General features: G+C 55.6%; 24 protein-coding genes. 9 read left to right on the forward strand and 15 right to left on the reverse strand.

Going from position 1 to position 25,770, the window contains the following annotated elements; all coding sequences use genetic code 11:
- The first annotated feature begins 149 nt into the window (after positions 1–149).
- A complete protein-coding gene (locus ACQZ5M_RS18785; protein ID WP_449080516.1) occupies positions 150–1,043 on the forward strand; it encodes an NAD-dependent epimerase/dehydratase family protein in 894 nt (297 codons plus the stop codon).
- Positions 1,044–1,254: 211 nt separating this feature from the next.
- Here ACQZ5M_RS18785 and ACQZ5M_RS18790 read toward each other — a convergent pair whose 3' ends face one another.
- From ACQZ5M_RS18790 to ACQZ5M_RS18815, 6 genes are all read right to left on the reverse strand, one after another.
- The gene (locus ACQZ5M_RS18790; protein WP_296083410.1) at positions 1,255–2,304 is read right to left on the reverse strand and encodes a sn-glycerol-3-phosphate import ATP-binding protein UgpC; all 1,050 of its coding nucleotides are present in this window, start codon (positions 2,302–2,304) and stop codon (positions 1,255–1,257) included.
- Positions 2,304–3,152, reverse strand: coding sequence for a sn-glycerol-3-phosphate ABC transporter permease UgpE (ugpE, locus tag ACQZ5M_RS18795; protein ID WP_449080517.1), 849 nt, complete (start codon positions 3,150–3,152; stop codon positions 2,304–2,306). Before ugpE ends, ACQZ5M_RS18790 begins: the two co-directional genes overlap by 1 nt.
- A 9-nt stretch (positions 3,153–3,161) precedes the next feature.
- Complete coding sequence (gene ugpA, locus ACQZ5M_RS18800; RefSeq protein WP_296018686.1) at positions 3,162–4,043, reverse strand: sn-glycerol-3-phosphate ABC transporter permease UgpA; 882 nt, start codon at positions 4,041–4,043, stop codon at positions 3,162–3,164.
- A gap of 79 nt (positions 4,044–4,122) precedes the next feature.
- The gene (ugpB, locus tag ACQZ5M_RS18805; RefSeq protein WP_296018687.1) at positions 4,123–5,427 is read right to left on the reverse strand and encodes a sn-glycerol-3-phosphate ABC transporter substrate-binding protein UgpB; all 1,305 of its coding nucleotides are present in this window, start codon (positions 5,425–5,427) and stop codon (positions 4,123–4,125) included.
- Between the two features lie 274 nt (positions 5,428–5,701).
- On the reverse strand, positions 5,702–6,406 hold the full coding sequence (locus ACQZ5M_RS18810; RefSeq protein ID WP_449080518.1) for an anti-sigma factor: 705 nt from the start codon (positions 6,404–6,406) through the stop codon (positions 5,702–5,704).
- Positions 6,403–6,948 (reverse strand): sigma-70 family RNA polymerase sigma factor, encoded by a 546-nt coding sequence (locus tag ACQZ5M_RS18815; RefSeq protein ID WP_449080519.1) that lies wholly within the window; start codon positions 6,946–6,948, stop codon positions 6,403–6,405. Before ACQZ5M_RS18815 ends, ACQZ5M_RS18810 begins: the two co-directional genes overlap by 4 nt.
- Positions 6,949–7,154: 206 nt before the next feature.
- Between ACQZ5M_RS18815 and ACQZ5M_RS18820 the strand changes: the two genes are divergently transcribed.
- Both ACQZ5M_RS18820 and ACQZ5M_RS18825 read left to right on the forward strand, forming a co-directional pair.
- Complete coding sequence (locus ACQZ5M_RS18820) at positions 7,155–7,943, forward strand: DUF4394 domain-containing protein (protein WP_449080520.1); 789 nt, start codon at positions 7,155–7,157, stop codon at positions 7,941–7,943.
- A 194-nt stretch (positions 7,944–8,137) separates the two neighbouring features.
- The gene (locus ACQZ5M_RS18825) at positions 8,138–9,163 is read left to right on the forward strand and encodes a hydroxyacid dehydrogenase (RefSeq protein WP_449080521.1); all 1,026 of its coding nucleotides are present in this window, start codon (positions 8,138–8,140) and stop codon (positions 9,161–9,163) included.
- A 51-nt stretch (positions 9,164–9,214) separates the two neighbouring features.
- Here ACQZ5M_RS18825 and ACQZ5M_RS18830 read toward each other — a convergent pair whose 3' ends face one another.
- From ACQZ5M_RS18830 to ACQZ5M_RS18855, 6 genes are all read right to left on the reverse strand, one after another.
- On the reverse strand, positions 9,215–11,206 hold the full coding sequence (locus ACQZ5M_RS18830; RefSeq protein ID WP_449080522.1) for an alpha-glucosidase: 1,992 nt from the start codon (positions 11,204–11,206) through the stop codon (positions 9,215–9,217).
- Between the two features lie 60 nt (positions 11,207–11,266).
- On the reverse strand, positions 11,267–12,121 hold the full coding sequence (locus tag ACQZ5M_RS18835) for a carbohydrate ABC transporter permease (RefSeq protein ID WP_296038066.1): 855 nt from the start codon (positions 12,119–12,121) through the stop codon (positions 11,267–11,269).
- Between the two features lie 3 nt (positions 12,122–12,124).
- A complete protein-coding gene (locus tag ACQZ5M_RS18840; protein WP_449080523.1) occupies positions 12,125–13,054 on the reverse strand; it encodes a carbohydrate ABC transporter permease in 930 nt (309 codons plus the stop codon).
- Positions 13,055–13,169: 115 nt separating this feature from the next.
- Positions 13,170–14,396: an ABC transporter substrate-binding protein gene (locus tag ACQZ5M_RS18845; RefSeq protein ID WP_449080524.1), complete on the reverse strand. Its 1,227-nt coding sequence runs from the start codon at positions 14,394–14,396 to the stop codon at positions 13,170–13,172.
- A gap of 53 nt (positions 14,397–14,449) precedes the next feature.
- Positions 14,450–15,526, reverse strand: coding sequence for an ABC transporter ATP-binding protein (locus ACQZ5M_RS18850; RefSeq protein WP_296018705.1), 1,077 nt, complete (start codon positions 15,524–15,526; stop codon positions 14,450–14,452).
- A gap of 188 nt (positions 15,527–15,714) precedes the next feature.
- A complete protein-coding gene (locus ACQZ5M_RS18855; protein WP_296106131.1) occupies positions 15,715–16,419 on the reverse strand; it encodes a GntR family transcriptional regulator in 705 nt (234 codons plus the stop codon).
- 103 nt (positions 16,420–16,522) lie between these two features.
- Here ACQZ5M_RS18855 and ACQZ5M_RS18860 point away from each other — a divergent pair, with 103 nt between their 5' ends.
- Genes ACQZ5M_RS18860 through ACQZ5M_RS18870 form a run of 3 tightly spaced genes read left to right on the forward strand, consistent with a single transcriptional unit; the run spans position 16,523 to position 19,097 of the window.
- Positions 16,523–17,680 (forward strand): LLM class flavin-dependent oxidoreductase, encoded by a 1,158-nt coding sequence (locus ACQZ5M_RS18860; protein ID WP_449080525.1) that lies wholly within the window; start codon positions 16,523–16,525, stop codon positions 17,678–17,680.
- Positions 17,680–18,570 (forward strand): aldo/keto reductase, encoded by an 891-nt coding sequence (locus ACQZ5M_RS18865; RefSeq protein WP_449080526.1) that lies wholly within the window; start codon positions 17,680–17,682, stop codon positions 18,568–18,570. Before ACQZ5M_RS18860 ends, ACQZ5M_RS18865 begins: the two co-directional genes overlap by 1 nt.
- Positions 18,570–19,097: a flavin reductase family protein gene (locus ACQZ5M_RS18870; protein WP_296106124.1), complete on the forward strand. Its 528-nt coding sequence runs from the start codon at positions 18,570–18,572 to the stop codon at positions 19,095–19,097. Before ACQZ5M_RS18865 ends, ACQZ5M_RS18870 begins: the two co-directional genes overlap by 1 nt.
- 110 nt (positions 19,098–19,207) lie before the next feature.
- On the opposite strand, the gene ACQZ5M_RS18875 is transcribed toward ACQZ5M_RS18870, so the two are convergent.
- Positions 19,208–21,244 carry an oxidoreductase gene (locus tag ACQZ5M_RS18875; protein WP_449080527.1) on the reverse strand — a complete coding sequence of 679 codons (2,037 nt, stop codon included), beginning with the start codon at positions 21,242–21,244 and terminating at the stop codon, positions 19,208–19,210.
- Positions 21,245–21,388: 144 nt separating this feature from the next.
- Between ACQZ5M_RS18875 and ACQZ5M_RS18880 the strand changes: the two genes are divergently transcribed.
- Entirely contained in the window at positions 21,389–22,018 is a 630-nt protein-coding gene (locus ACQZ5M_RS18880; protein ID WP_449080528.1) for a TetR/AcrR family transcriptional regulator, read from the forward strand.
- Between the two features lie 114 nt (positions 22,019–22,132).
- Here the strand turns inward: ACQZ5M_RS18880 and ACQZ5M_RS18885 are convergent, their stop codons facing one another.
- On the reverse strand, positions 22,133–22,507 hold the full coding sequence (locus ACQZ5M_RS18885; protein WP_449080529.1) for a hypothetical protein: 375 nt from the start codon (positions 22,505–22,507) through the stop codon (positions 22,133–22,135).
- 13 nt (positions 22,508–22,520) lie between these two features.
- Here ACQZ5M_RS18885 and ACQZ5M_RS18890 point away from each other — a divergent pair, with 13 nt between their 5' ends.
- Entirely contained in the window at positions 22,521–23,123 is a 603-nt protein-coding gene (locus tag ACQZ5M_RS18890; protein ID WP_296083370.1) for a pyridoxamine 5'-phosphate oxidase family protein, read from the forward strand.
- A 21-nt stretch (positions 23,124–23,144) separates the two neighbouring features.
- Here the strand turns inward: ACQZ5M_RS18890 and ACQZ5M_RS18895 are convergent, their stop codons facing one another.
- Positions 23,145–24,614 carry a diguanylate cyclase domain-containing protein gene (locus tag ACQZ5M_RS18895; protein WP_449080550.1) on the reverse strand — a complete coding sequence of 490 codons (1,470 nt, stop codon included), beginning with the start codon at positions 24,612–24,614 and terminating at the stop codon, positions 23,145–23,147.
- Positions 24,615–25,091: 477 nt separating this feature from the next.
- Between ACQZ5M_RS18895 and ACQZ5M_RS18900 the strand changes: the two genes are divergently transcribed.
- Positions 25,092–25,769 carry an isochorismatase family protein gene (locus tag ACQZ5M_RS18900; RefSeq protein WP_296018727.1) on the forward strand — a complete coding sequence of 226 codons (678 nt, stop codon included), beginning with the start codon at positions 25,092–25,094 and terminating at the stop codon, positions 25,767–25,769.
- Position 25,770 lies beyond the last annotated feature (1 nt).

The raw sequence follows: 25,770 nt of genomic DNA on the forward strand, positions 1-25,770 counted from the left end.
ACGTCTGTTACCTGCGCTGCGCTTCGCCGCCACCCCGATTGCGATGTGTGACAAAATGCGGTGGTATGCGGCCTGGACAGGAGACGTGAAAATGAAAATTTTCGCGCAGTAGCCACGTCGTAAGTATGAAATGCCAGAGGAGGCCAGACATGACCAAGCGTATCGTTTTCACCGGAGGCACAGGCAAGGCGGGCCGACATGCCATTCCAAAGCTTCTGGAGAAAGGCTATTCGATTCTCAATGTCGATCTGAAACCCTTTGATCATCCGGGCGTGAACACGCTGATTGCGGATATTACCGACAGCGGCCAGGCCTTCAACGCCTTGACCACACATTTCGGTTTCGATGGTTTTGAGAATGGTGCGCCGCCATCAACGCCCGATGCGGTAGTCCATTTCGCCGCTATACCGCGCGTGTTGATCGAGCCGGACAACAAGACATTCGAGGCCAATGTCGTCAGCACGTACAATGTTATTGAAGCAGCCATGAAGCTTGGTGTGCGTAAGGTCATCATTGCCTCAAGTGAGACCACCTACGGCGTCTGTTTTGCCGAAGGCGACAAGGACTTCCACTCTTTCCCCCTGGAAGAAGACTATGACATCGATCCGATGGATAGCTACGGTCTGTCGAAACTCGTGAACGAAAAGACAGCCCGGGCGTTCGCCATGCGCTATGGCGCTGATATTTACGCGCTGCGCATCGGCAATGTCATAGAACCGCATGAATACAGCAACTTCCCAGGCTTTCTTAACAATCCAATGTCTCGGAAGCGCAATGCCTGGAGCTATATAGATGCGCGCGATCTTGGCACAATCGTTCATCTTTGTATCGAGAAAGACGGTCTGGGATTCCAGGTGTTCAACGCAGTGAACGACACGATTACAGCTGACCTCCCGACAGCGGAATTCCTAGCGAAATACTGCCCGGACACCCCTGTCACCAGAGAGCTTGGCAAAGACGAGGCTCCGCTTTCCAACCGTAAAGCGCGCGAGGTTCTCGGATTTAAGGAAGAGCATCCGTGGAAGCGCTACGTCGCACGATAGGGTGGTGCGTCCTGGTGAAATCACAAGGTGCTCCACCTCCTAATGCCGATAGGCCGTGCTTTGACGTAACCCGATGCGGTTTCCAGGCTGATGATCTAGACCATCCTGTTTGACAGGGTGAAACGAAACGGCGGGCTCGTGGAGTGAACCCGCCGTGTTTGTGAAGTGTTTCCGGTGGACCGGGTCGGTTCAACGCTGATGCAACAGTTGACTAGTCCAGACGCGCACCATTGGAGCCGAAGAAGTGAAGATCGGACGCTTTCGCGCCGATCTGAACAACATCATCCATCTCGATTCGAGAGCGTCCTGCTACCCGGAAGACGATGTCGGCTCCATCAGCCAGTACGCCATGCACATAGCTTTCAGCTCCAACAAGCTCCACCGCGGCGACCTTGACGGAGGCAGTGAGCGCGGCGTCCTCGGTAACCTCGGACATCAGGTGGAGATCCTCGGGGCGAATGCCAAGCGTTGTAGCGCTGCTCGGCACAGCTGCATCGGCTCTCAGCGACCAGTTGCCTGTTGGAGCAGGCATTGCCAAGAGGTTCATCGAAGGTGAACCGATAAAGGTAGCTACGAAGGTCGTCGCTGGGCGCTCGTAAAGTTCGATCGGTGTGCCGACCTGCTCGATGCGCCCAGCATTGAGCACGACGAGCCTGTCGGCAAGCGTCATAGCTTCCATCTGGTCATGGGTGACGTAGACGCTGGTCGTGGCAAGTGACCGCTGCAAACGCTTGATTTCCACGCGCATTTGCACACGGAGCTTTGCATCCAGGTTCGACAGTGGCTCATCGAAGAGATAGGCTGCAGGCTCACGCACGATGGCGCGACCCATAGCCACACGTTGGCGCTGGCCACCTGACAATTGGCGGGGCTTGCGCTCCAGAAACTGTTCGATCTCAAGCGCCTTGGCGGCACGTTCTATGCGGCGGTCGATCTCGTCTTTCGGTGTGTTGCGGTTCTTCAGGCCGTAGGCAAGATTCTGGCGTACCGTCATGTGGGGATAGAGCGCGTAGTTCTGAAACACCATTGCGATATCCCGCTCGGACGGCTCCAACTGGTTGACCACCCGATCTCCAATGGAGATTTCTCCACCAGAGATGCTTTCCAGGCCGGCAATCATGCGCAGAAGCGTCGATTTTCCGCAGCCGGATGGGCCGACGAGGACCACCAATTCTCCATCCGCGATTTCCAGAGAGACACCTTTGATGGCTTCGACATTGCCATACATCTTGCGGACGTCGTTCAATACAATCTGGGCCATTACTTTTCTGTCTCCACAAGACCTTTGACGAACCATCGCTGCATCAGGACGACAACGATGATGGGAGGGATGATGGCGAGGATCGCCGTAACCATAACGTAATTCCACGGAGTGGATGCGTCGGTGAAGTCGACCATGCGGCGCAGACCGATGATGATCGTGTTCATCTTGGCGTCGTTCGTCACCAGAAGCGGCCAGAGATACTGGGTCCAGCCATAGATGAAGAGGATGACGAAGAGAGCCGCGATGTTGGTGCTGGACAGGGGAAGGAGAATATCCTTCATGAAGCGGAAGGGACCTGCATTGTCGATACGCGCCGCTTCCACGAGTTCTCCCGGTATCGTCAGGAAGAACTGGCGGAAGAGAAAGGTTGCGGTGGCAGACGCCATCAATGGCAGTGTGAGACCAGCATAGGTGTCAATCAGACCGAGATCGACGATCACCTTGTACGTGGGCAGGATGCGGACCTCCACCGGTAGCATTAGGGTGATGAAGATCATCCAGAAGAAAAACATCCGGAAACGGAAGCGGAAGAAGACGATGGCGAATGCGGACAGGAAAGAGATGATGATCTTTCCGACTGCAATTGCAATCGCGACCACGAATGAGTTGAACAGAAGACGTTCGAGGCTGACGCCGACGACCCGCTCGACGCCGCCGGAAAGAGCTTCCCGGTAATTTTCGGCTAGATGGCCGCCCGGCAGCAACGACATGGGTGGACGAATGATGTCCTGAGACGTCATCGAAGAAGCGATGAAGGTGTAATAGATCGGAAAGGCAACGATGATGATGCCTATGAGCAGGGTGAGATGGCCAAAGACACTGGCGATGGGGCGTTTTTCAATCATGTCCGATCCTCAGCCGTAATGAACCCGCTTCTCGACGAAGCGGAACTGGAAGGCCGTCAGACCGATCACGATGATCATCAAGATCACGGACTGGGCGGCGGATGAGCCGAGGTTCAGGTTGACGAAGCCGTCATTATAAACCTTGTAGACCAGCGTTTCTGTGGCCTTGGCCGGGCCTCCGCCTGTCACAGCATGGATGATCCCGAACGTATCGAAGAAGGCGTAGACCGTGTTGACGACCAAAAGGAAGAATGTCGTCGGCGCGAGAAGCGGAAAGATGATGGTCCAGAAGCGTCTGCTGCCGCGCGCGCCGTCAATTGCGGCGGCCTCGATGAGCGACTTCGGAATGGCCTGCAAGCCGGCGACAAAAAAGAGAAAGTTATAGCTGATCTGCTTCCACGCCGCTGCAAAGACGATCAGGGCCATCGCTTGGTCGCCCTTCAGCAACGGGTCCCACTGAAAGCCCGTGGATCGAAGCAGATAAGCGAGTGTGCCCATGGCCGGGTTGAACATGAAAAGCCACAACATGCCGGCAACCGCGGGGGCAACAGCATAGGGCCAGATGAGCAGCGTACGGTAAAAAGTCTGGCCGCGGATCACCTTATCGGCCGCCGTTGCAAGAAGCAGCGCCACGGCCATCGAAACAAGGGCCGTCAATGCGCTGAACACAATCGTAACCTGGAGTGCGTGTAGGTAGTTTGGATCTGACAGGGTGTCGGAGAAATTGGAAAGACCGACGAAGGTGGTTTTTAGCCCGAAAGCATCTTCCTTCAGCATCGACTGATAGATCGCCTGGCTTGCGGGCCAGAAGAAGAAAATCAACGTCAAGATGATCTGGGGTGCCAACAGGAGGTAGGGCAGGATTTTGTTCGGGAAGTGAACCGTGTGCAAGGTTGATGCTCCTCAGCCGGCCAAAGAAAAAGCATTGCCCGCATCTTTCGATACGGGCAATGGCTTCGGTATGTCGCGATTACTTGGACGCAGCTGCGATAGCGGCGTTACCACGCTCGACGATCTGATTGAGCGTCGTCTTTGCGTCTTGCTTGCCAGCGAGCATGGCTTCGAACTGCTCGTTCATGATGTCTCGAACCTGCGGCAGGTTTGGAAGGCGCACGCCCTTTGAGTTTTCGGTCGGAGCCTTGCCCGTCATCTGCAGGATAGGAGTCTCACGCGCAGGGTTTTTCTGATAAAAACCGGAAGTCTTGGTTGCCTCATAAGCGGCATTGGTCACCGGAAGATAACCCGAAACCTGATGAAGGCGTGCCTGGATTTCCGTCTGCGACAGGAAGTGGAAGAACTGGGCGATGCCCTTATATTCTGCGTCGCTTTTGCCGCCAAATACCCAGAGGCTCGCTCCGCCGGGAATGGTGTTCTGCGGTCCATGACCTTCGTAGTAAGGAAGCTGACCGATGCCGTAATTCATTCCCGACTTCACGATATCGCCGAGACCGCCGGAGGATTCAGTCATGATGGCGCATTCGCCGGACAGGAAGAGCTGCTTCGCCTCAGATGTGCGACCGCCGTATCGGAAAGTCCCATCTTTGGCGAGGTCGGCAATGGCCTGGAAGTGCTCGACGTAGAGCGGCGAATTAACTTTAAGCTCCACCGTGCCTCCGCCAAGGCCGTTCTCGTTGGTGCCGTAAGAAACATTGTTCCAGGCCGCAAAGTTTTCGGTCTGAATCCAGGTCAGCCAGGTCGACGTGAAGCCGCAAGGTGCCGCGCCGCTTTCCTTGATCTTGCGAGCTGCCTCGAATACGGCTGGCCATGTCTTCGGCGGATTTTCCGTGTCGAGACCAGCTTTCTTGAAGGCATCCTTGTTGTAGTAGAGGATCGGCGAGGAGGAGTTGTAGGGGAAGGACAGCATGGTGCCGTCTGGCTTCGAGTAATAGGCAACGATACCCGCGAGATAGTCAGACTTATTGAAATCATAACCGCCCTTCTTGAGGACGTCGGCGACAGGAACGATCGCGCCTTCTGCACCCATCATCACACCGGAACCTGCGTCAAACACCTGGATGATGGCTGGCGGCTGCTTGGATCGGAATGCAGCAATGCCAGCATTCAGCGTTTCTGGATAGGTGCCCTTGAAGACCGGTACGATCTTGTAATCGCTCTGGCTCGCGTTGAATTCCTTGGCAAGTTGATCGACAACTTCATTGTTCGCGCCGGTCATGGCGTGCCACCATTGCAACTCCGTGGCTGCAAACGCAGATGTGCCAAAAGAAAGCGAAATAGCAAAGCCCGCCGCCAATGCAGCGATACGTTTCGTGGACATGGTGCCTCCCTAAATTTTACAAATGGTCCAGCAACACGCTGTCCAATATTCGTTTCGCCCGAACCTCCCAGAACCGGCGCTACCATGCTTCATTCGAAGCGACTTACATTCAAAACGAAAACAAGTGAACGTGCAACGAAATTATGACAGTCCGTTGCGCGTGATTGTGTACAAGCTTCAGCACAGTAAAACACAGCGAGCAGCGCGGTGTTTTTACGTATTGCTGATCGATCTGGCCACACGATCCTAAGAATTCTGCTTCAGTGTGCAGGCGTCAACGCGGCATGCGAGCAAAACCCTTGGCGAGGATCGGCCCGGTTGGGCGGCCGGTCGGTGAACCGCCTGACTGCTCAAGTGTGAGCTCGTACAACTGGTCAGCCCGCGGTTTGGGAAGAGACGGCGCCTGCAGGCTGGAGGAGCGCCCATCGTCAAGCAAACCGAGGGAGACGGGGCCGACATCGCGGGAGGGAAGTGTCCAAACCTGAATCGTCTTGTCACGCGGAATGGCGAAATCCGCGAGTAATCGCACAGACGCCTCTTCGTTGCCAAAATCCTCCACGACGGCCAGTATATCTCCCTTGTCGTTGACAAGGACGGCGATGACGAGCGGTTCAACGGATCTGGTCAAGGTGTAGAAGAGACCGACCGCCATCAGCAAAGTCGCTGCTAATGAAGCAAATGTGGCAAACTTCCAGCGACGAGCGCTATTGTCGTTTGCTACCTGCCGCACGGTCACTGGACTGTGATTATCCTGGCTTGGTAGTGCGGCCTCGATGCGCTGCCAAAGATCGGCGCTAACCGGTTGCGGCGTTGCGCTCAGATCAATTGGTAGGAAGCGGTCTCGACTTGCCGCAATGGCGGCGCGCATTTCTGGATCACGTTCCATGGCATGTTCGATCTCTCTCGCTTCGTTTGTATCAAGCAGGCCCAGGACATAATCGTCAGCCAGGTTGGGGATATCCGCGCGGTCATAAGTCATGCCATGCACTCCCGCAGCGCTAGAAGTCCACGCCTGATCCATGACTTGGTTGTGCCGAGTGGCAGGCGCAGTCTTCCAGCAATTTCACCATGAGAGTAACCGCTGACATAGGCCATGAGTATGCCTTGCCGTTTTGTTTCATCCAGCGAACCAAGGCATTCATAAAGCTGTGAGTTGCGGTCGAGCCTGTGCCACGCCGCTACGATTTCATCCGTCAGATGATCGTCACGCAGCGTTTCGACATTCTCGACATTCTGTTCGCGTTTTCCGTCACGCAGCGTGTTGAGCGCTCGATTTCGGACGATGGCATAGATCCAGCCGCGGGCCGAGCCGCTTTCGCGTCTATACTGATGCGCGTGGGTCCATATGCGTATGAAGGACTCTTGCACGACCTCCTCGGCAAGCTCGCGACGCCTGACAATGCGCTGCGCAATGGCGACGAGTCTCCCCGCCTCCTGATCGAATATTTGCCGCAATGCAAGCCGGTCACCCTGCGCGCAGCCATTCAGCGCCTTGTCGAGATCGACTGACCCAGTGCCCATCAATGTCAAACCCGTCTCCCAGATCAGAGGCTTGGATCATCAGTGCCTCATGTAAAGCTATACTCGCACCGATGGCGCATGGATGCATTCGTTGAAAATATTTTTGAAGTCTGCATCCAATCGCATTTCCCGATGTGTCTCAAGTATGGAAGGTCGATAGCCAGATGATGAGGCCTTCTTCAATTTTGAACGCTTGGGAGAAAAACATGCAGACCATTCGCTTTGCTCTAGCCGCCTCAATATCTGTTGTTGCCACGACGACATCAGCGCTCGCAGCACCCGTCCTGGGATTGAGCGGGGACAAGACGCTCGTCATTTTCGATACGGAAAAGCCTTCCGTTACCAAGAAGATGGACGTTACCGGCGTCGATAAACTCGTCGGCATCGATTATCGACCTGGCAACAAGATGGTCATAGGCGTAACGCCGGATCATCGTATCGTCAGTATCAACCTGGAAACGGGCGCAGCAAGTGAAGTAGCCAAAATGGATAAGATGCTGACCATGACGCAGGCGCCGGTCATCGTTGATTTCAATCCGATGGCAGACCGTCTCCGCTTCATGACCGGCACGACAAACCATCGTGTCCATCCCGATACGGGAGCGGTGACAGTGGACGGCGCGCTAGCCTATGAGGACGGCGATATGCATAAGGGCGAAACTCCAAATATTGTCGCAGCCGCCTACACCAATTCCATTGGTAAGCCAGAAAAGACTGCGATGTATGATATCGACGCCACCATTGGCGCATTGGTTCAGCAGACCAAGCCGAATGACGGAACCCTCAAAGCCATCGGCAAACTTGGAATCAAGGATAAGCCTTCAACCTACGCTTTTGATATCCAGGGCATGGAAGGCGGCAAGAATGCTGCTTACCTCGTTGCGGGCAAGACGCTCTACACCGTCAACCTCGAAACGGGTGCTGCAACGCAGGTGGGAGCAGTTTCCGGTCTCGATAACGACGTCCGCGACATTGCGGTTTTGCCCGCCATGTAAGCACAAACAGAGCAGGCAGCGATCGCCTGCCTGCTCTGTCCAGCCGCGCGCTGAGGGGCTCCAGCAGATCGATAGGTCAGTATTGCTTGCGCTATATGAGATTTGGGCGAAGAGCGCCTATAACGATCGCTTGTACGCGGCATGGCGTTTCGCGCTAATCTCCGACCAGTTAGCGATTCTCGAGGGAGGATATGATGAGCCGCAGCATCATTCTGGTCGATCCACTGCCAAGAACACTCGATCTCATCATGGAGCCGTCCGTCCGGGCGCGCCTTGAAGCACTAGGCGACGTTGTCGTATCGGAAGATCGCCCGATGAGTTCCGATGAAGTAGAGCGGTATCTTCCCGATACGGTAATGATTTTCGGCCAGACAGACATGCCGCGCGAGCGTTTGGATAGAGCGCCAAGGCTAAAGGCGATTATCAACGTTGAGTCCAATTTTCTGCCGAACATCGACTATCAGGCATGCGTCGAGCGTGGGATATGGGTGATCACACCAGCATCGGCATTTGCCTCGCCTGTCGCGGAAGCCTCGCTTGCGATGGCGTTGGATCTGGCGCGTGGCGTCACTGCTGCGGACCGCGACTTTCGTCAGGGTGTTGAACGCTACGGGCTCGAAGGCAATGAGGAAACCTTCCGTTTCGCAGGAGCCCCGGTCGGTCTTATTGGCTTCGGAGATCTTGGCCGAGAGCTTCGCGAACTTATTCGCCCGTTCAGGAACACGGTGCGCGTGTTCGATCCATGGCTTCCAAATGAAATCATCGAGCGTTTGGATTGCGAGCCCTCGACCCTTGAGGAAGTCTTGCGCGAAAGTCAGGTGGTGTTCGTCTTCGCCAGCGTCACCAGCGAGAACCAGGGCTTTATCGGCGCGAAGGAATTCGCCATGATGAGGCCGGGTGCGGCATTCTTGCTGATGAGCCGCGCTGCCGTCGTCGATTTCCCAGCGATGATAGAAGCCGCGCAGTCCGGTCGCATTAAGGTCGCGACAGACGTTTTTCCGGATGAACCCGTTGCAGCGGATGATCCCGTTCGCCAGGCCAACGGAGTTCTTCTCTCGGCGCACCGGACAGGAGGGACGCGCGATGCGTTTTATGCCCTGGGTTCCATGGCTGTCGCCGATGCCGAGCTGATCATGAAGGGCCTGCCGCCGAGGCTTTGCCGACGTGCCGATCCGGCAACGGCCGCCATGTTGCGGTCGAAGCCGGTGTCAGTATCCTGAAGACAAGGCAATCGGCGATAAATAACGATGGCCTGCGCAGAACGCCCAGGTTCAAATGGTGCGGATGCCGGCAAAAAGCCCGGCATTTTCAGCATCCTTGCGGAAAAATACGGGCGGTTGGCCGAGAGGTGCTGCTACAGTCACTTCCTGCCCGCCGTCATGTGTCGCACCGCTCCAGACATGCACCCATTCAGCGCCCTTAGGCAGATACAGAGTGCGCTCATTCTGCCCGGCCTGCCATACCGGCGCGATCAAAAGTTCGGCTCCATAGAGATAGGCATCCTGAATCTCATATGTCCTGCGGTCATCCTCGTGGTGCAGGAAGAGCGGACGTTGTACAGGAAGACCAGTTTCGGCTGCTTCTTTCGAGAGAGCCTTCAGATAGGGGGCGAGGTGAACGTAGATAGACGTCATGCGGGCGAAGTGTTTGAGCACCGCCTCATCCTGATCGATCTGCAGGTTGTCGCGTGGCCGATTGCCTTCATGGGTGCGCATCACAGGCGTGAACGCTCCCATCTCTGCCCAGCGCATGATGAGTTCGGCAGTACGAACGTTGCCGAAGAGGCTGGTGTAACCGCCGATATCGGAGTGATGATAAGCGTTGCCCAACAGGCCCGAGGATAGCGCGCCCGGCATGACGGTCACGAGTCCATCATGGCGGGTGAAATCCACGGATTGATCGCCACCCCATAGGAGTGGGCAGTGAGCCTGAACGCCGCTGAAGCCTGCGCGCATGAAGAACAGTGTTTCACCAATTTTCCCGCGGCTTGCCACTGCTTTGGCATTCACTTCCGCCCAGATTGTCGGCCATGCATTATGCATGAGCTTGGCATCGACGCCGTTGGAAAGATGGATATCGATCGGCAAGTATTCGCCAAAATCCGCCATCCAGCCGGAAAGGCCAAAGTCCAGCATGTTCTGGCCAATAATTGTTTCCGCAAACCAGTCCATGGCGTCCGGGTTCGTAAAATCCACCACGCCACAATCAAACTCGCCGAAGTCCACAAGGGCAGTTTCACCCGCGTCATTCTTAGCGAAATAGCCCTTCGCTTCCGCCTCCGGAAAAAACGAGCCATCGACGCAGAGATAGGGGTTCACATATCCAAGAAAACGGATGTTGTTATCGGCAAGTTCAGCGATCTTCTGGCGAAGAGCCGGGTAGCGCTCTTCATTGGCTTTCCAGTCCCAAAACAGTCGGGCGCCGAAGCTGGTGTGGCGCAGGCCAACCCAGTCTTCACACCAAAGGCCCGACACCTTGACGCCTGCTGCGCGGATTCTTTCCAGTCGGGCGAAAGACTGCTCGCCATCCTTCAGGCCGATAATGGCACCATTATACACCCAGTCCGGCAGTTCCGGTTGGCGACCGAAGCGGGCGGATAGTTGTTCGACCAGGTTTTTGAAAGTGTCGGCTGCGAAAAACTCCAGATGCTCTGGTACTGCCCAGGCTTCGATCTCATGGAAGGTGTCGCGGCGGAAGTCGAATACCGAATAGGCCGTGGTCTCCACGTGCAGGGCATAGTGGCGGGAGGAGATGTAGGTCGGCTGCGGATAGTTGGTGTGGTAGTAATCACCGCCCGCCTTGCCGCTGACATCGGCCTTGAAAGTGATTTCCGTTGTCTTGTCGCGTCCGACGCCCGGCTCCGAGGTCCAGAGCGGGAATTTGCGGCCTCGCATGTTGAAATAAGACATTTGCTCGCCGCCGCCCCAGACGCATTCATCCTTTTCAGCGACCGTGCGGAGCCAGAAGCGGTTGATGGACGGATCGAGTGTTTCGATACGCACCGTGTCTTGCGCAATGTGCAGGCGAAGCTTCGGGGGCTGCCCTTCATCTGCCGAAAGGACAATGTTGTCACCGTCGACAGCCGCATGGCGCAGGGCTATGCGCTCTACGACGTAATCTTCGATATCGAAATTGCCCCGATACATGTCCATGCGCTCTTGGCCCTTGCCAACGAAAATGGACGGGCTTTCAGCTGTGTGGCGAAGAACAGGTGTGCCGTTGATGGTCAGTTCGAAGCCGTTGGCCATGTTGCGCAAGTGCATTGCAAATTCTTTCAATAACGAAGGGTTCGCAGAACGTCTTTGGAATGGGGCGATTTTCGGCTAACCCTTGATACCGCCCGCGGTCAGACCGGAAACAACGCGTTCCTGGAAGATCACGATGAGGATGGCGACAGGCACGATGCCAACGACGAGGGCTGCGGAAATGACCGGCCACGGAAAGGCGAACTCACCCTGATAGAGCTGAATTCCCACCGGAAGCGTGCGCAGAGAAGGATTGGAATTGAAGGACAGCGCCAGAAGGAACTCGTCCCACGCATTGACGAAGGCAAGGATACCAGCGGTAAAGACGCCTGGCGCGCACAATGGCACAACAACCTTGAACAAGGCGCCAATGCGCGTGCAGCCATCGATCATTGCTGCATTTTCCAGATCGCGCGGGATGCCTTCGAAGAAAGAGACCAGCATCAAGGTACATACTGGAAGCGACAGAACCGTGTAGGGGAGGACAAGCGCAATCCAGGTGTTCAGCAAATTCAAGGTGCGCATGATTTCGAAAAGTGGAACGAGCAGCGTCACCAGCGGAAACGTCGATACCGCGATGATGGCGGAAAGGATCAACCCACGATAGCGCAGGTTGAGCCGTGCCAGCGCGTAAGCCGCCAGAACCGAGACGAACAGGGTCAGGCAGGTGGAAAGCAGCGCCACCATGAAGCTGTTGAACAGGAAGATGTGCAGCGGCTGATCAGAGAATGCCTGCATGTAATTGGCCAGGGTCGGTGCATGCGGAAACCATGTGATCGGCTTCGCCGTCAATTCGGCCTCTGTCTTCAAAGAGGTGAAGAGAATCCAGAGCGCCGGGAACATGCCGTTGATCAAAAGAGCGGCTGCAGCAAACAGCCGAAGTGGGCGCCCGGACAGAATGGAGGGCAAGCCTGAATGGGTGAGGGTGCTCATGGCTCAATCCTTCGTTCTGATAGCGCGTAGGTAGATGACCGTCACGACCATTGAGAGTGCGAACATCACCATCGCCAGAGCCGATCCATAGCCAAGATCGAGGAAGGATACAGTGTTCTGATGAATATACATGGCAAGGGTTGCGGTGGACGTTCCTGGGCCACCGCCGGTCATCATGTATGGAATGTCGAATGTCTGAAGTGCTGTGATGGTTCTGAAAATCAACGCCACGATGATGGCAGGCTTCAGCAGAGGGAGTGTGATTTCTAAGAACTGGCGGATTTTGCCGGCGCCATCGACATCGGCTGCTTCATAGAGCGAGCGTGGAATCGTCTGAAGACCGGCAAGAATGATGAGCGCCATGAAGGACGAGGTCTTCCAGATGATCGTCAGGCAGATCGCGGCAAAAGCCCATCCTGGCGAGTTGAACCATATGATGCCTTCGAAGCCCAAGCGGTTCAGCACATCGTTGACGACGCCATATTCAGAATGAAAAAACCAGGCAAAGATCAAGCCAGCGAAGGACAGAGGCAGAGCCCAGGGTATCAGGAGCGACAGACGCACAGGCCATTGTGTGCGAAAAGGCAGGTTTGCCAGGAGCGCTAGCGCAAGTCCCATCAGGAGGGCGCCCGGCACGGTGATCAGCGTTATCAGCACTGTGTTCCATGTGGTTTCCCAGAAGACCGGATCTTCAAGCATCAGCCGATAGTTGTCGAGACCGACAAACTCCGCTGGCATGCCGGACGTCAAGGACAGGCTGAACAGGCTGGTATAGCCAAGCTTGAATACGGGATAGACGATGATCAGTGCCAGCAGAATGCCCGCGGGAGCGAGCAGTAAAACGGCTAACGCACGGTCTCCGAGGTCGAGCCAATTCGTCCAGCGCGGGGCTGGTTTTTCCGCACTATGCGTGAGGTGCAGAGACGAGGTCATCACCGTCGCATCTCCCAAAGGAATGTCAGATTGATTAGGGTGGGAGTGCCGGTCAAGCCAAGCACTCCCAATAAAACGACAGCCGCGTGCGACCGTTGCGAAACCATTATACGCGTTAGCGGATGATCCGCTTTAGCCGGGCTTCGATCTGGGTGGCACCCTCTTCGGGCGTGGTGACACCTGCCAGCACAGCGTTGACTGTCGTGCGGATAACTTCGCTGACTTCGTTGTAGCGCGGCGTTACCGGACGTGGCTTGGCGGTCTCGACAACCTGAAGCGCATCGGCAAACCAGGGAGCTGCCTTCAGAACGGTGTCGTCCTTATAGGCAGCGGGATAGGTTGGCAGCAGCGATCCGTTGGCAGCCATGAATTTGGACGAGTCTTCGCTGGAAAGATACTCGACAAGCTTCTGGGCTTCATCCTTATGGTTGGAATAGGCCGAAACGCCCCATTCCCAGCCGCCGAGGCAGGTCGTCTGTTCGCCACCGGAAACCGCAGGCAGACGCGCAACGCCGACCTTGCCGACAACCGCCGAGTCCTTGCCCTGCGACTGTGCCCAGGCATAGGACCAATTGACCGCAAATAGGACGTTGCCGGCCTGGAATTCCTTGCGGGTGTCGTCCGTTGCTACCTCGGCAATATTCTTCTTGGCAACACCCTGATCGACAAAGCTCTTCCATAGTTTCAGCGAGTTTACGGCCGCCGTCTTGTCGAAGGTCAGCTTGCCATTCTCAACAAGGTTCTTGCCCTGGCTCCAGTAGGGCAGGAGGAAGGTGCAGACTGCGCCTTCAATGGCTTTTCCCTGGAAGGACAGGCCCTGAAGATTGGGGTTTTTCTCGCCGTCCGAGACCTTCTTGGCCGCAGCGGTCAACTCATCCCAGGTCTTGGGCGGTGCAATGCCGTACTTGTCCAGCAAATCCTTGCGGTAATAGAGGAACATGGAATCCGCGAAGGCCGGCAGAGCGACAACCTTGCCATCGACCGTGTTTGCCTCGGCATAGGCGGGCAGATAGGACGACATGTCCTTGCCCTCGAATGGCACGGTCCAGCCTGCCGCTGCAAATTGTGCAGGGCGAATGACATCAAGGATCAGCACGTCCAGCGACGGGTCCTTGGCGGACATGATGGTGTTGAGATATTGCGCCTGCGCCTCCGACGTGTTGCCGCCGGTTTCGATCGAAACTTTCGTGCCAGGATTGGCTGTCTCGAATTTATCGAGCACCTGACGCCAGAGTTGTGGCTGGTGCTGACTAGAAATATACACTTTCAAGTCGGCGGCGGTCGCCAATGATGTTGTCAGGCCGAGCGCAAGCAAAGCGCCAGTCACGATCTTCAGATTCATTTCCATCCTCCCATTGAACTTACTTGCAGCGGTGCTTCTCATGCTGCGTTTTTTTAATTGATAACGCGCTGGCTTTCTGCGTCGAACACATGAATACGAGACGGATCGATACCGATGCGGATCGTCTCGCCAACTGTGGGTCGGGCGTCCGGCGCCATGCGTGCGGTAAGCATATCGCTGCCGATGTTGAAATGTACCAGCGTATCGGAGCCAAGCGGCTCCACGACCTGAACCTGGGCAGAAACAGCGGCTGCGTCATCGGAGACGACGCCGAAATGTTCCGGCCGGATGCCAACAAGTATTTCACGTCCATCCAATGCAGCCGCCTTGCCGAGGCGAATGGCTGCGGATGACAGGCTGTCACCATTGCCCAGGAGAACCTTGCCTCCGGACAGATGCCCGCGAGCAAAATTCATGGCAGGCGAGCCGACAAAACCACCGACGAAGACGCTCTGGGGCTTGTTATAAACCTCATCAGGAGTGCCGACCTGTTCGATCTCGCCGTTCTTGAGAATAACAATACGATCCGCAAGCGTCATCGCCTCGACCTGATCATGGGTCACGTAGATGATCGTCGTGCCGATCTGCTGGTGCAGGCGCTTGATCTCAGTCCGGACCTGCCCGCGCAGCTTTGCGTCGAGATTCGACAGCGGTTCGTCGAAAAGAAACACTTGAGGCCGGCGCACGATGGCGCGCCCCATGGCAACGCGCTGGCGCTGTCCGCCCGATAGTTGACCGGGACGACGATCCAGAAGATGTCCGATACCGAGCATTTCGGCAGCTTCATTGATCCGCTCGTTTGCCTCGTTTTGCGGAACACCGCGCACCTTGAGGCTGAAGCCCATGTTCTCGCGTACAGTCTTGTGCGGATACAGGGCATAGTCCTGGAAGACCATGGCAATATCCCGACCGCGTGGCGGCAGGTTGTTTACCACAGTGTCGCTGATCCGGATCTCTCCACCGCTGATCGATTCCAGGCCTGCTACCATGCGAAGGGTAGTGGACTTACCACAGCCGGACGGACCGACGAAGACAACGAATTCGCCATCGGCGATTTCGAGATCGATGCCTTTGACGATTCGCAGAGCGCCGTAGCTCTTTTCCAATTTACGCAGGCTTACAGAAGCCATTCATTCCTCCCAAGCTCGTCCTTGCCGACGAGTTCCTTGACAAAAATCATAGCTGCGAAAAAAATTAAATCAATAGTGTATCAATTTTATTGCAGGCGCATTTTTTTGTTCTGTTTTGACTTGGAATTTCGGGATATTTTTTCGCTTCGCCCGCGATATTAGGCGTATCGATCTTTACGAGGGCCTCGTTAGCGCAGTCTGCTGACATAGCGTGCCACGGCGTGGTCATACCATGTGTGCGACACCTCGGCTTTCTGACCTTCGTGTGAGTGGCTGACGCGCAGCACGTGGGGAAGTGGGTCGCCAGGCGAAGGGCGGAAGGAGGAGGGCGCCCAATCTGGGACCTGGCCAAGATCGATGTAGTCCTCGGCTTTGGCGATCCAGAGGTTCAGACGGGTGCGGTAGTAAAGATAGAGCGACTCGGAGAGGTCTTCGGGCACAATCGAATCGATATAGGAGCCATCGAGCCAAATTTCTTCAATCGCAGCGATCTTGCCGCCGATCCTACGCAAACGACGGATCCGGTGTCCCTCCTTCGAAAGGCCGAAAGCGGGCAGGCTTTCATCCTTCTTCTCGCGACTGACGCTCAATATCTCCGCAGTAGGCAGGCCGCCACCCTCGATCAACTCCAGGCGAAACATGGCATAGACGCTTTGCGGGTCGTTGACTGCGCGAATGTAGTTGCCCGAGCCCTGGATTCGCTCCAGCAATCCGCGGCTCTCAAGTTCGGACAGCGTCTTGCGTAGCGTGCCGACTGCAATCCCCAGATCCTTCGCCATGTCGCGTTCCGGTGGGAGCTTTTCGCCATCGATCAATGTGCCGGCTGCGATATCGCGCACTAGGGTCTCTGCAATCTGGAGATACATGGGCAAACTTCCCCTGGAGCTCTTCATTTTCAACGCCTTTCCTCCCGCGGCATAAAAAATTGATACATCATTGATTTACATCAAGGTGGATGATATTGAAATAGGCATCAGACGTTTTGGGAGGAATTTTATGACCGTTGTGCCTGTCACCTCAGCTGACCTCGATGCTGCAGAGGTATCCTGGTTTTCGGCTCTTTGTTCCGATGACTATGAATTCCTGGGCGTTCCCGATGGGCGCCTACGTTCAAGCTGGGATCATTGCTCCTCAATCGTCAAGAAGGCCGAAGAGCTTGGATTTCGCAACATCCTATGCCCGTCTTCGTATCAGGTTGGCCAGGACACGCTAAGCTTTGTCGCGGGCTGCGCGCCGATCACGCAGGATATCAATTTCCTGGCGGCTATTCGTTGTGGTGAAATGCAGCCGATCATGCTGGCGCGTACTGTCGCAACACTCGATCACATGTTGCAGGGTCGTCTCACGCTCAACGTCATCAGTTCGGACTTTCCCGGTGAGGTAGCCGATAGCGCCTACCGCTATAAGCGCAGCCATGAAGTCGTTGAAATACTTCGCCAAGCCTGGACGCGCGACGAGATCAACCACGAAGGCGAAATCTACCAGTTCAAGAACGTGTCTACCGAACCGGCGCGGCCTTATCAGCAGAATGGTGGTCCGCTGCTCTACTTCGGCGGTTACTCGCCGGATGCCCTGGAGCTTTGCGGTGCGCAGTGCGATGTCTATCTCATGTGGCCAGAAGTGAAGGAGCAACTGGCCGACCGGATGCGTGCGGTACATGCGCGCGCCGAAGCTCATGGACGCACACTGGACTATGGTCTTCGTGTTCATATGATCGTGCGCGACACAGAAGCCGAAGCGCATGAGTATGCTGAGCATCTGGTATCGAAACTCGATGACGAATATGGTCGCCAGATCCGCGCCCGCGCACATGACAGCATTTCGCTCGGCGTTGCCCACCAGGCCAAAGCGCGCGAGCAGGCCGATCAATTCGGCTATACCGAGCCCCATCTCTGGACGGGTGTCGGTCGCGCCCGCTCGGGCTGCGGCGCAGCACTGGTCGGCTCGACCGACCAGGTTTTGAGCAAGCTGGAAGATTACCAGAAAATGGGCATTCGTGCTTTCATCTTCTCGGGCTATCCGCACCTTGATGAGGCCGAACATTTCGGCAAGAAGGTTCTGCCGCAAATGAAGACCTGCTCGCTTCCGCATGCGCGTGGTCGCGTTCCAACACAAACACCTGCAACACCTCTTGGCAATGGAGAGCGCCACTAATGCAACGCATAGACATCACATCCGGCCTTTCCTTCAGCCGCATCGTTTACGGCATGTGGCGTATCGGTGACGATGCCGACACGTCGCCTAGCCATGTGCAGGCGAAGATTGAAGCCTGCCTTGCGCAGGGCATCACCACGATGGATCAGGCGGACATTTACGGTGGGTACACCGCAGAAGCTATCCTCGGCGGCTGCCTTCGCCAGAATCCGACGCTGCGCGATAAAATTGAAATCGTGACGAAGTGTGGTATCGTCGCGCCAGCTGGCCGGCACTCATCCGCGCGGGTCAAGCATTACGATACATCGGCAAAGCATATTACCGAGTCTGTCGAGGCGTCGCTTCGCGATATGAGCACCGACCGGATCGATCTACTCTTGATTCACCGTCCAGACCCGATGCTCGATCCGGAAGAAACCGGAGAAGCACTCGACACATTGGTGGCCTCCGGCAAGGTAAGAAGCGTCGGCGTTTCGAATTTCAGGCCTTGGGATTTCTCACTTCTACAGTCGAATATGACGGAAGAACTGGTCACCAACCAGATCGAAATCAGCCTCGCTGAAACGTCGCCCTTCACCAATGGTGACCTTGCCTATCTACAGGAGCGAGATCTGCCGATCATGGCGTGGTCGCCTCTTGGCGGCGGCTCGCTGATGAGCGGCGAAGGTGCGCTGGCCGAGGCGCTGAAGCGCATTGCTCAGGAGCATTCGGTCGATAAGGCTGCTGTCGCTGTCGCCTGGCTTTTGAAGCATCCTGCAAAAATTCTGCCTGTCATGGGCACGAATAATCTCTCACGTATCGCTACCATCTCCGATGCTGAGAAAGTCGAGATGGATCGCCAGACATGGTTTGAACTTTACACGCTTGCAAACGGTCGTGAGGTGCCCTGATGACGTCGCTCAACAGTTTGAACACGCATAACGAACATCGGTTTGTGCCCGATGCGACGACGTCGCGCAGCTTCCGCAATGCACTCGGTAATTTTCCGACGGGCGTAACGGTCGTGACGGCGCATACGCCGAACGGCCCAACGGGCATGACGGTCAATAGCTTCTCCTCCGTGTCGCTTGACCCGCCCCTCGTGCTCTGGTCTCCAGCAAAGACCTCAACACGTCACGACCTTTTTGTTGGCGCGACGAACTTTGCTATTCACGTTCTGGATGCAGAACAGGACGCTCTTTGCTCCCGCTTCACCCGCGGCGGAAAGGGGTTCGAAGAGCTGGACTGGGAACTGAACTTAGAAGGTGTGCCGATTATTCCAGGGACACTCAGCCGTTTCGAATGTGCGCAGGCCTCCGTCCACGATGCCGGTGACCACTCCATCATCATCGGCCGGGTGCTGCGCGCCGCCCACCGCGAGGGAGAGCCTCTGTGCTTTGCACGCGGTGCGTTCGGGCGCTTTACGATCAGCGCCTGAGAGCGTCAGGTCACAGGTCAGAACGTTTTATAGTTCTCGACACGCCAACAGTCTTTACGGCCACGCTGCGCTTGCAAACGTGGCCGTGAGCATTTCTACGAGGATTTCCCTCAAAGGTCTTTTGCGATCCGCAAGCCGTCGTAAATGGCGGCATGGGTGTTGCGGGCGGCTATCGCATCTCCAATCCTGAAGAGCTGGAACGAGCCACTGTCGTTGCGCACCACCGATTGTGGTTCGCCTGCGATCAGCGCGCTGTGCGATACTTCTCCGCCATTGACGGAGAAGGGCTTCAGTTCGAAATAGAGCTCATCCAGCGGGCGTGTTCCATTGTTGACGATCACCTGATCAACCGTCTTGCGCTTATCCACGCCACCGTAATCACTGCCGATGTGAGCGATCAACTGGTTGCCGCTGCGTTCGACCGCAGTCAATGTGTAGGTGACAGTGAAGGTGGTATCGAGCTTTTGTAGTGCCCTGACATACGGCACCAGGTTCATGCCCATGACCTCCGGCGCAAAAGCGCGATCGCGCGTCATGATTTCAACTTTCGCACCGGCCTTCGCCACGGTCTCGGCGGCCTGGAGTGCTGCGTGATCACCAGCGTCGTCGTAGATCAGAACGTTTGTGCCCGGTTTGACTTCACCCGAGATGATGTCCCAAGAGGACACCACCAAATCGTTTCCAGATGTCAGGATTTCGGTGTGCGGCAGTCCGCCGGTCGCGATGATCACCACGTCCGGCCTTTCGGCTGTTACGGTGTCGGTGTCAGCCCAGGTATTGAAGTGGAACTGAACGCCGAGTTTTTCGCACTGGTTCATGCGCCAGTCGATGATGCTGATCATCTCGCGACGACGCTCGCTCTGCGCAGTCAAACGTACCTGTCCGCCGGCATCGTTGGCTGCCTCGAAGACAACCACCTCGTGCCCACGTTCCGCGCAGACACGTGCAGCCTCGAGACCGGCTGGGCCTGCGCCGACGATCACGATCTTTTTGCGTTTATCAGCTTTCGAGATGGCGTGGGGAATATCAACCTCGCGGCCCGTGGCAGCATTGTGGATACAGAATGCCATTCCGCCCTGATAGATCCGATCGAGACAGTAATTGGCGCCGACGCAGGGTCTGATATCGTCCTCGCGCTTCTCCATGATCTTCCGCACGATGTGCGGGTCGGTCATATGAGCTCGGGTCATGCCGACCATATCGACCTTGCCCGATGCGATTGCGTGACGGGCCGTTGCGACATCGGGAATTTTCGCCGCATGAAAGGTCGGAAAATTAGTGGCTGCACGGATCTGCCCGGCAAAATCCAGATGAGGCGAGTTGGCCATGCCCTGAATCGGAATGACATCTGTCAGGCCCGGATCGGTGTCGATATGGCCTCGGATAACATTGAGATAGTCGATCAGTCCGCTGTCCTTGAGGCGCCTTGAGATTTCCAGGCCCTCGTCCGATCCCGTGCCGCCGGGCAGGCGTTCGTCGGCCGTGTAGCGTATTCCGAGGATGAAATCGTCACCGACGCGTTTTCGGATTGCGCTGAGCACGTCGAAACAGAACCGCATACGATTATCGAGTGAGCCGCCATAGGGGCCGTCCAACTCGTTGGTGAGCGGTGAGGTGAATTGTTCTAGAAGGTGACCGTAAGCTTCGAGTTCGACGCCATCCATGCCGCCGGCTTTCATGCGCTCGGCAGCATCGGCAAAATCCTTGATGATCCGCTCGATATCCCAATCCTCGATTTTCTTGGGAAAGGCGCGATGAGCTGGTTCGCGGTGATGCGATGGCGCAACGACCGGTAACCAATCACCTTTGTCCCACCGGGTACGGCGACCAAGGTGAGTCAGCTGGATCATGATGGCCGAGCCGTGTTCGTGTACGGCGTCCGTCATCTCACGGATCCAAGGGACGATCTCATCCTTGTAGGCCAGCAGATTGTTGAAAACGGGCGGGCTGTCTTTTGAGACAGCGGCGGAGCCAGCCGTCATGGTCAACGCCACTCCGCCCTTCGCTCTTTCCACCGTGTAGGCGCGGTAACGCTCTTTCGGCATTCCGTCCTCGGGATAGGCAGGCTCATGTGAGGTGACGATAATCCGATTGCGCAGCGTGAGATGTTTCAACTGGAATGGTTGAAGAAGAGGATCGTTAGACATGGCGCGTCTCCAGGCTGGAAATGCGAGTGACGCTAAACTCGAATGTACACCTATGTCAACTTTGAAAACACGGTGGAACCCTGTGTGTTCACCGATGTACATTTCCCGTTGTTTTCTAGATTTCGTTTTGTTAGATAGTTGACCATGGAGCAGACATTAAACGAAAGTGGTTGGAGAGGATCGCAAGAAGGTTGGCTGGACGCTGCTTACGATTTGCTGATCGAATCCGGTGTCGACTCGGTAAAAATTCTTCCGCTCGCGAAGCGTTTGAATCTTTCGAGGACAAGCTTCTATTGGTTCTTCAAAGATCGCGAAGAGCTTCTGGATGCCCTGATCGAGCGTTGGCGCCAGAAGAATACCGGAAACATCGTCAGGCAAACGCAAGCCTATGCGGAGAGCGTCGTCGAGGCGATGTTCAACGTTTTCGATTGCTGGGTCGATAACGGTCTTTTCGATGCGCCGTTCGAGTTCGCAGTGCGAAGCTGGGCGTTGACATCCGACGATATACGAGCGGAAGTGCAGGCGGCTGATGAAGTGCGGCTTGAGGCATTGAAGCAGATGTTCATCCGTTTCGGTCAGTCGGAAAATCATGCCGATGTTCGCGCGCGGACCAGCTATCTCGTCCAAATCGGCTACATTTCCATGCAGACAAGAGAGAATATCTCAGTGCGTATGAAGCGGATCCCAGAGTACATCGAGATTTACACTGGGCAAGCCCCGGAGCAACGCGACCTCGAACGATTTTTTGCGCGTCACAGCTATAAGCCAGATTGAAGGCGCGTGCCGCGCGCGGAATACCAGATGGCGGACCACGCATCATTATGGACTCGGGTCGATTGAGCTCGCCTTTACATACCCGGCGTTTCGTCTTCGGCGACGGCGCTATGCTTAGTCTGTCGTCGTTCGGTATCGCAATTGATCGTATGCTGTCATCGCAAAGTCCTGCGCGGATCGAAGCGCGGTCGGATTGTGCCACGCGATCAGGCCGCCGATAACAACAACGGCGATCACTGTAACGGTTAGTAGCTTTCTTATGATGAAGAATGCGAACCAAACCGCAACGAGCCCTGCTGCTCCGATCATCAGAAATGAGTACACGTCTTCGGGCATATTGTTTCCGATGATTTCCATGTAGTGCTTTAATCTGATCGTTTTGTCTGAAGCATGGCGGTGCTGGAACAAGAGCAAGGCGAAGCGCGCAGATTGAGCTTCTCCCTGTGCCCATCGTGGCAAGCAAATTTGTTTACGCATAACAATGGTCATGGAGGTCGACCGTATGGAGCACGATGGAGAGTTTGACGCTGGCGCGTCTGCGGGCAGAGTGCTCCTTCATATCTGGTCGGCACTCGAAGACGGAGTGAAGTCGGGCTCTCCGTTCAATCTGCTACAGCTAGCCAGTATGGATGAGGCCAATAAGCCGGCTGTCAGAACGATTGTTCTGCGACAGTTTAGAAGGACTCCGGGGGAACTGTTTTTTGTGACGGAAGCCGGTTCTCGGAAGGTGGCTCAAATCCTTCTCAATAACGAAGTTTCTCTCGTTGGTTACGACGCTTCAACCTGGAGCCAGATCAGGCTTTCTGGCCAAGCGTATGTTGTGAGCGACGAACAGGAACGACTTTTACAGTGGACGAAGCTCAGCGATCGCACTCGCCGTTCCTTTTTCCCCTGTGTTGAAAGCCCGAAAGCCGACGATAAAATTCCTGAAGAGAGCGGCGCTCCAACTCGTCGGGGCTCGATCCCGCCAACGGCTTTTGCTCTTGTGAAAGTGAGGCTCTGTGCTGCCGAGTTTCTGGATATTTCCAAAGAAGAGCATCTTCAGTACAATTTTGCCCGATCCGAAAACGTGTGGACCGGTGGAAGAACCAATCCCATCGCATAGGTGGCCTTTTGTTTCGATCCTCTAAAGTGTTCGGGTCTTGGCTAACGGCATTTCGCCTCCGAGTTCAATGGCTACATAATGCGCCTTCTTGTTCTCGTACATGAGTGCATCGGCACGCTTAACGACTGATTCCATTGACTCATCGGCCTCGCTTGTGGCGACGCCGTAGGACATGCTCAACGGTAGAGTTGAATAAAACTGATTGTTAATTCTGAGGAGTTCGGTGATTGTTTCCATCATCGTGCCAGCGGCTTTCGCATCGGCGCCGGGCATAAGAATCGCGAACTCATCTCCGCCGATGCGGCATGCGTGGTTCGGTGTAGCGACGGCGCCGTTGAGAATCTCGCCAAAGCGGCGCAGTAGTCCGTCCCCCGCATCGTGCCCCAGCTGATCATTTGCTTCTTTTAAGCCGTTAAGATCGATGATGATCGCAGAGACGGGACGCAGCGATTTACGTTCAAGCCGGTTCATCTCGTCGGCGTAGAAAGCGCGATTGTAGAGTTTGGTCAGGACGTCATGTTTGCCGAGATATTCGAGATAGGCTTCAGCCTTCTTGCGTGCTGTAATGTCGGCGAGGGCCACCTGGACGCGCGACCAATCACTTTCGTAGCCGGGAAACACGGAAAAATGCAGCAGGATGTGACGGACTGAACCATCCAGCGCATAATTGACGACTTCGCGGTGATGAAAAAGCCTCCCGTTCCAAAGCTCCATCAACTGTTCTCTAAATGGCTTCTCCATGTCGTCGCGGAAAATGTCGCCGATCCGCTGCAGAAGGTCGGAGCGGTCTTTTGCGCAAAATAGATCAAGGGTCGCCTGATTGACGTCGATCACCCTGATCTCACTCATGCACTGGCGTACAAACTCCGGGTGAACGTCCATGAATGTTCGGAAGTCGCTGATGCCGCGATCTCGGATGTCTTCGATAAGGGTGCGGATCCTGCTGAAGTCCTCAATCCAAAGCGACACTGGCGAATGCTCAAAGACGCCTTCAGCCTGGCGCCGCTGCAGCGCTTCGGCACGCCGAGCATCCTCGCGATCTGTGATGTCTTCGGTCGTTAAAAGAAGCCTGCTAAGCGTTTTCTCATGGCCAGGCAGGACGGTACCGCGCAACTGGATGTCAAGCCTTCGGCCGGAGACGGTATAATTGACTGTGGTGCTCGAAAACGTCGTCTCACCATCAAAAAGCGCCGCCAACTCATTGATATGCGTATCTAGCATGTCATCGCGGAAGATTGCGGCAATATTAGCTGTCAGGTGTTCGAGGCTTTTTGCCTCAAATAGCTGCAGTGTCTTTGCATTGACGCTAAGGACGCGTATCCGCGACGAACAGGTGATAACCCGATCCCGGTCATGCTTAAGGAATGACCTGATGTCCGTCACACCTTCGGCTCGCCAATGGTGAAACAGCTCCTGCACTCCACTGAAATCCTCGATCCACATGGCAATCGGCGCAAGGTTGAAGATATCGGAATCTAGAGTATCGGTCATCGGGTTTCCTGATCTGAAGCCGGAGGAGGTGAGTAACCAGCTCAACTCAACCTTAGGGGCAACAGGTAACTGGTGCTTTAATATATGCCAAGTGCGGATTCAAACGGGTATTTGGCTGGTCGCGAATGAGCGTCGGCCGCTCAAGCTTTGTATCCGCTGGCCCCGATAGATCATGACCGCTGCTTGTACACCGCAGTCATCTCTTATTCTCACGCGCCGAGTTCAATCTTACCTGGGTCATAGCGACCAGTTGCTGGACGAGATGTGAAGCACTGTCTTCGTTTTTGCTGGCTGCAACACGGGAAAATTGAGCTTCCCGGATCTCGCGTGCGTTGGTGGATCGGCTTCAAATTTCGAAAATTTCCGTCTTTACAAAAGATATAAAGTAATAACATTATGAGTAATTGAATGGTTTGAGCGCCTGATTTTTTCGGTTCGCAGCTACGGCCAGTCGCAAATGAGAACGGAGGAATTCTCATGGAAACATCGTCCCTTACGGCGCGTCAGCTCTTTGAAAACGCCAGGGCAAATCCCACCCGCAAGCGCTTCGGCTTTGGGCGCAAGCCAATGTTGATCAATATCGATCTTCAGTGTGCCTACACCCAAGTCGGAGAATTCGTCACGGCCTATGAGACCGATCCGAAGCAGCTGGAATACGTCAACACACTCTCCGGTCTCGCACGTAAAAAGGGTCTGCCAACGACGTGGACGTATGTTGCCTATATGGATTCCGGCGAGGATTGCGGCGTGTGGGGAACGCGCACCGATACGCCGGATTCGCTCCAGAACATCAAGGTTGGATCGCGGCGCGCCGAGTTCGATCCGCGGCTCGAAATCGATCATGTCAAGGACATCATTATCAACAAGCGCATGGCATCGCCGTTCCACGAAACCAATCTGCAGTCGCTCATGGTTTGGCATCAGTGCGACACGGTGGTTTTGACTGGTGGGTCTACATCCGGTTGCGTTCGTGCCTGTGTGGTTGATGCCATCTCTCGAGGTTACCGCGTGGTCGTTCCGGAAGAGTGCGTGGCGGATAAGCATGAAAGCCCGCATTTCGCCAACCTCTACGACATATCGGTCAAATACGGCGATGTGATTCCGGTTGCCGAGGCTATCGCGTGGTACGAGGCCTATAAGCCCGAGGAGCGTTAAG

The organism is Rhizobium sp. 22-785-1 (assembly GCF_053521965.1).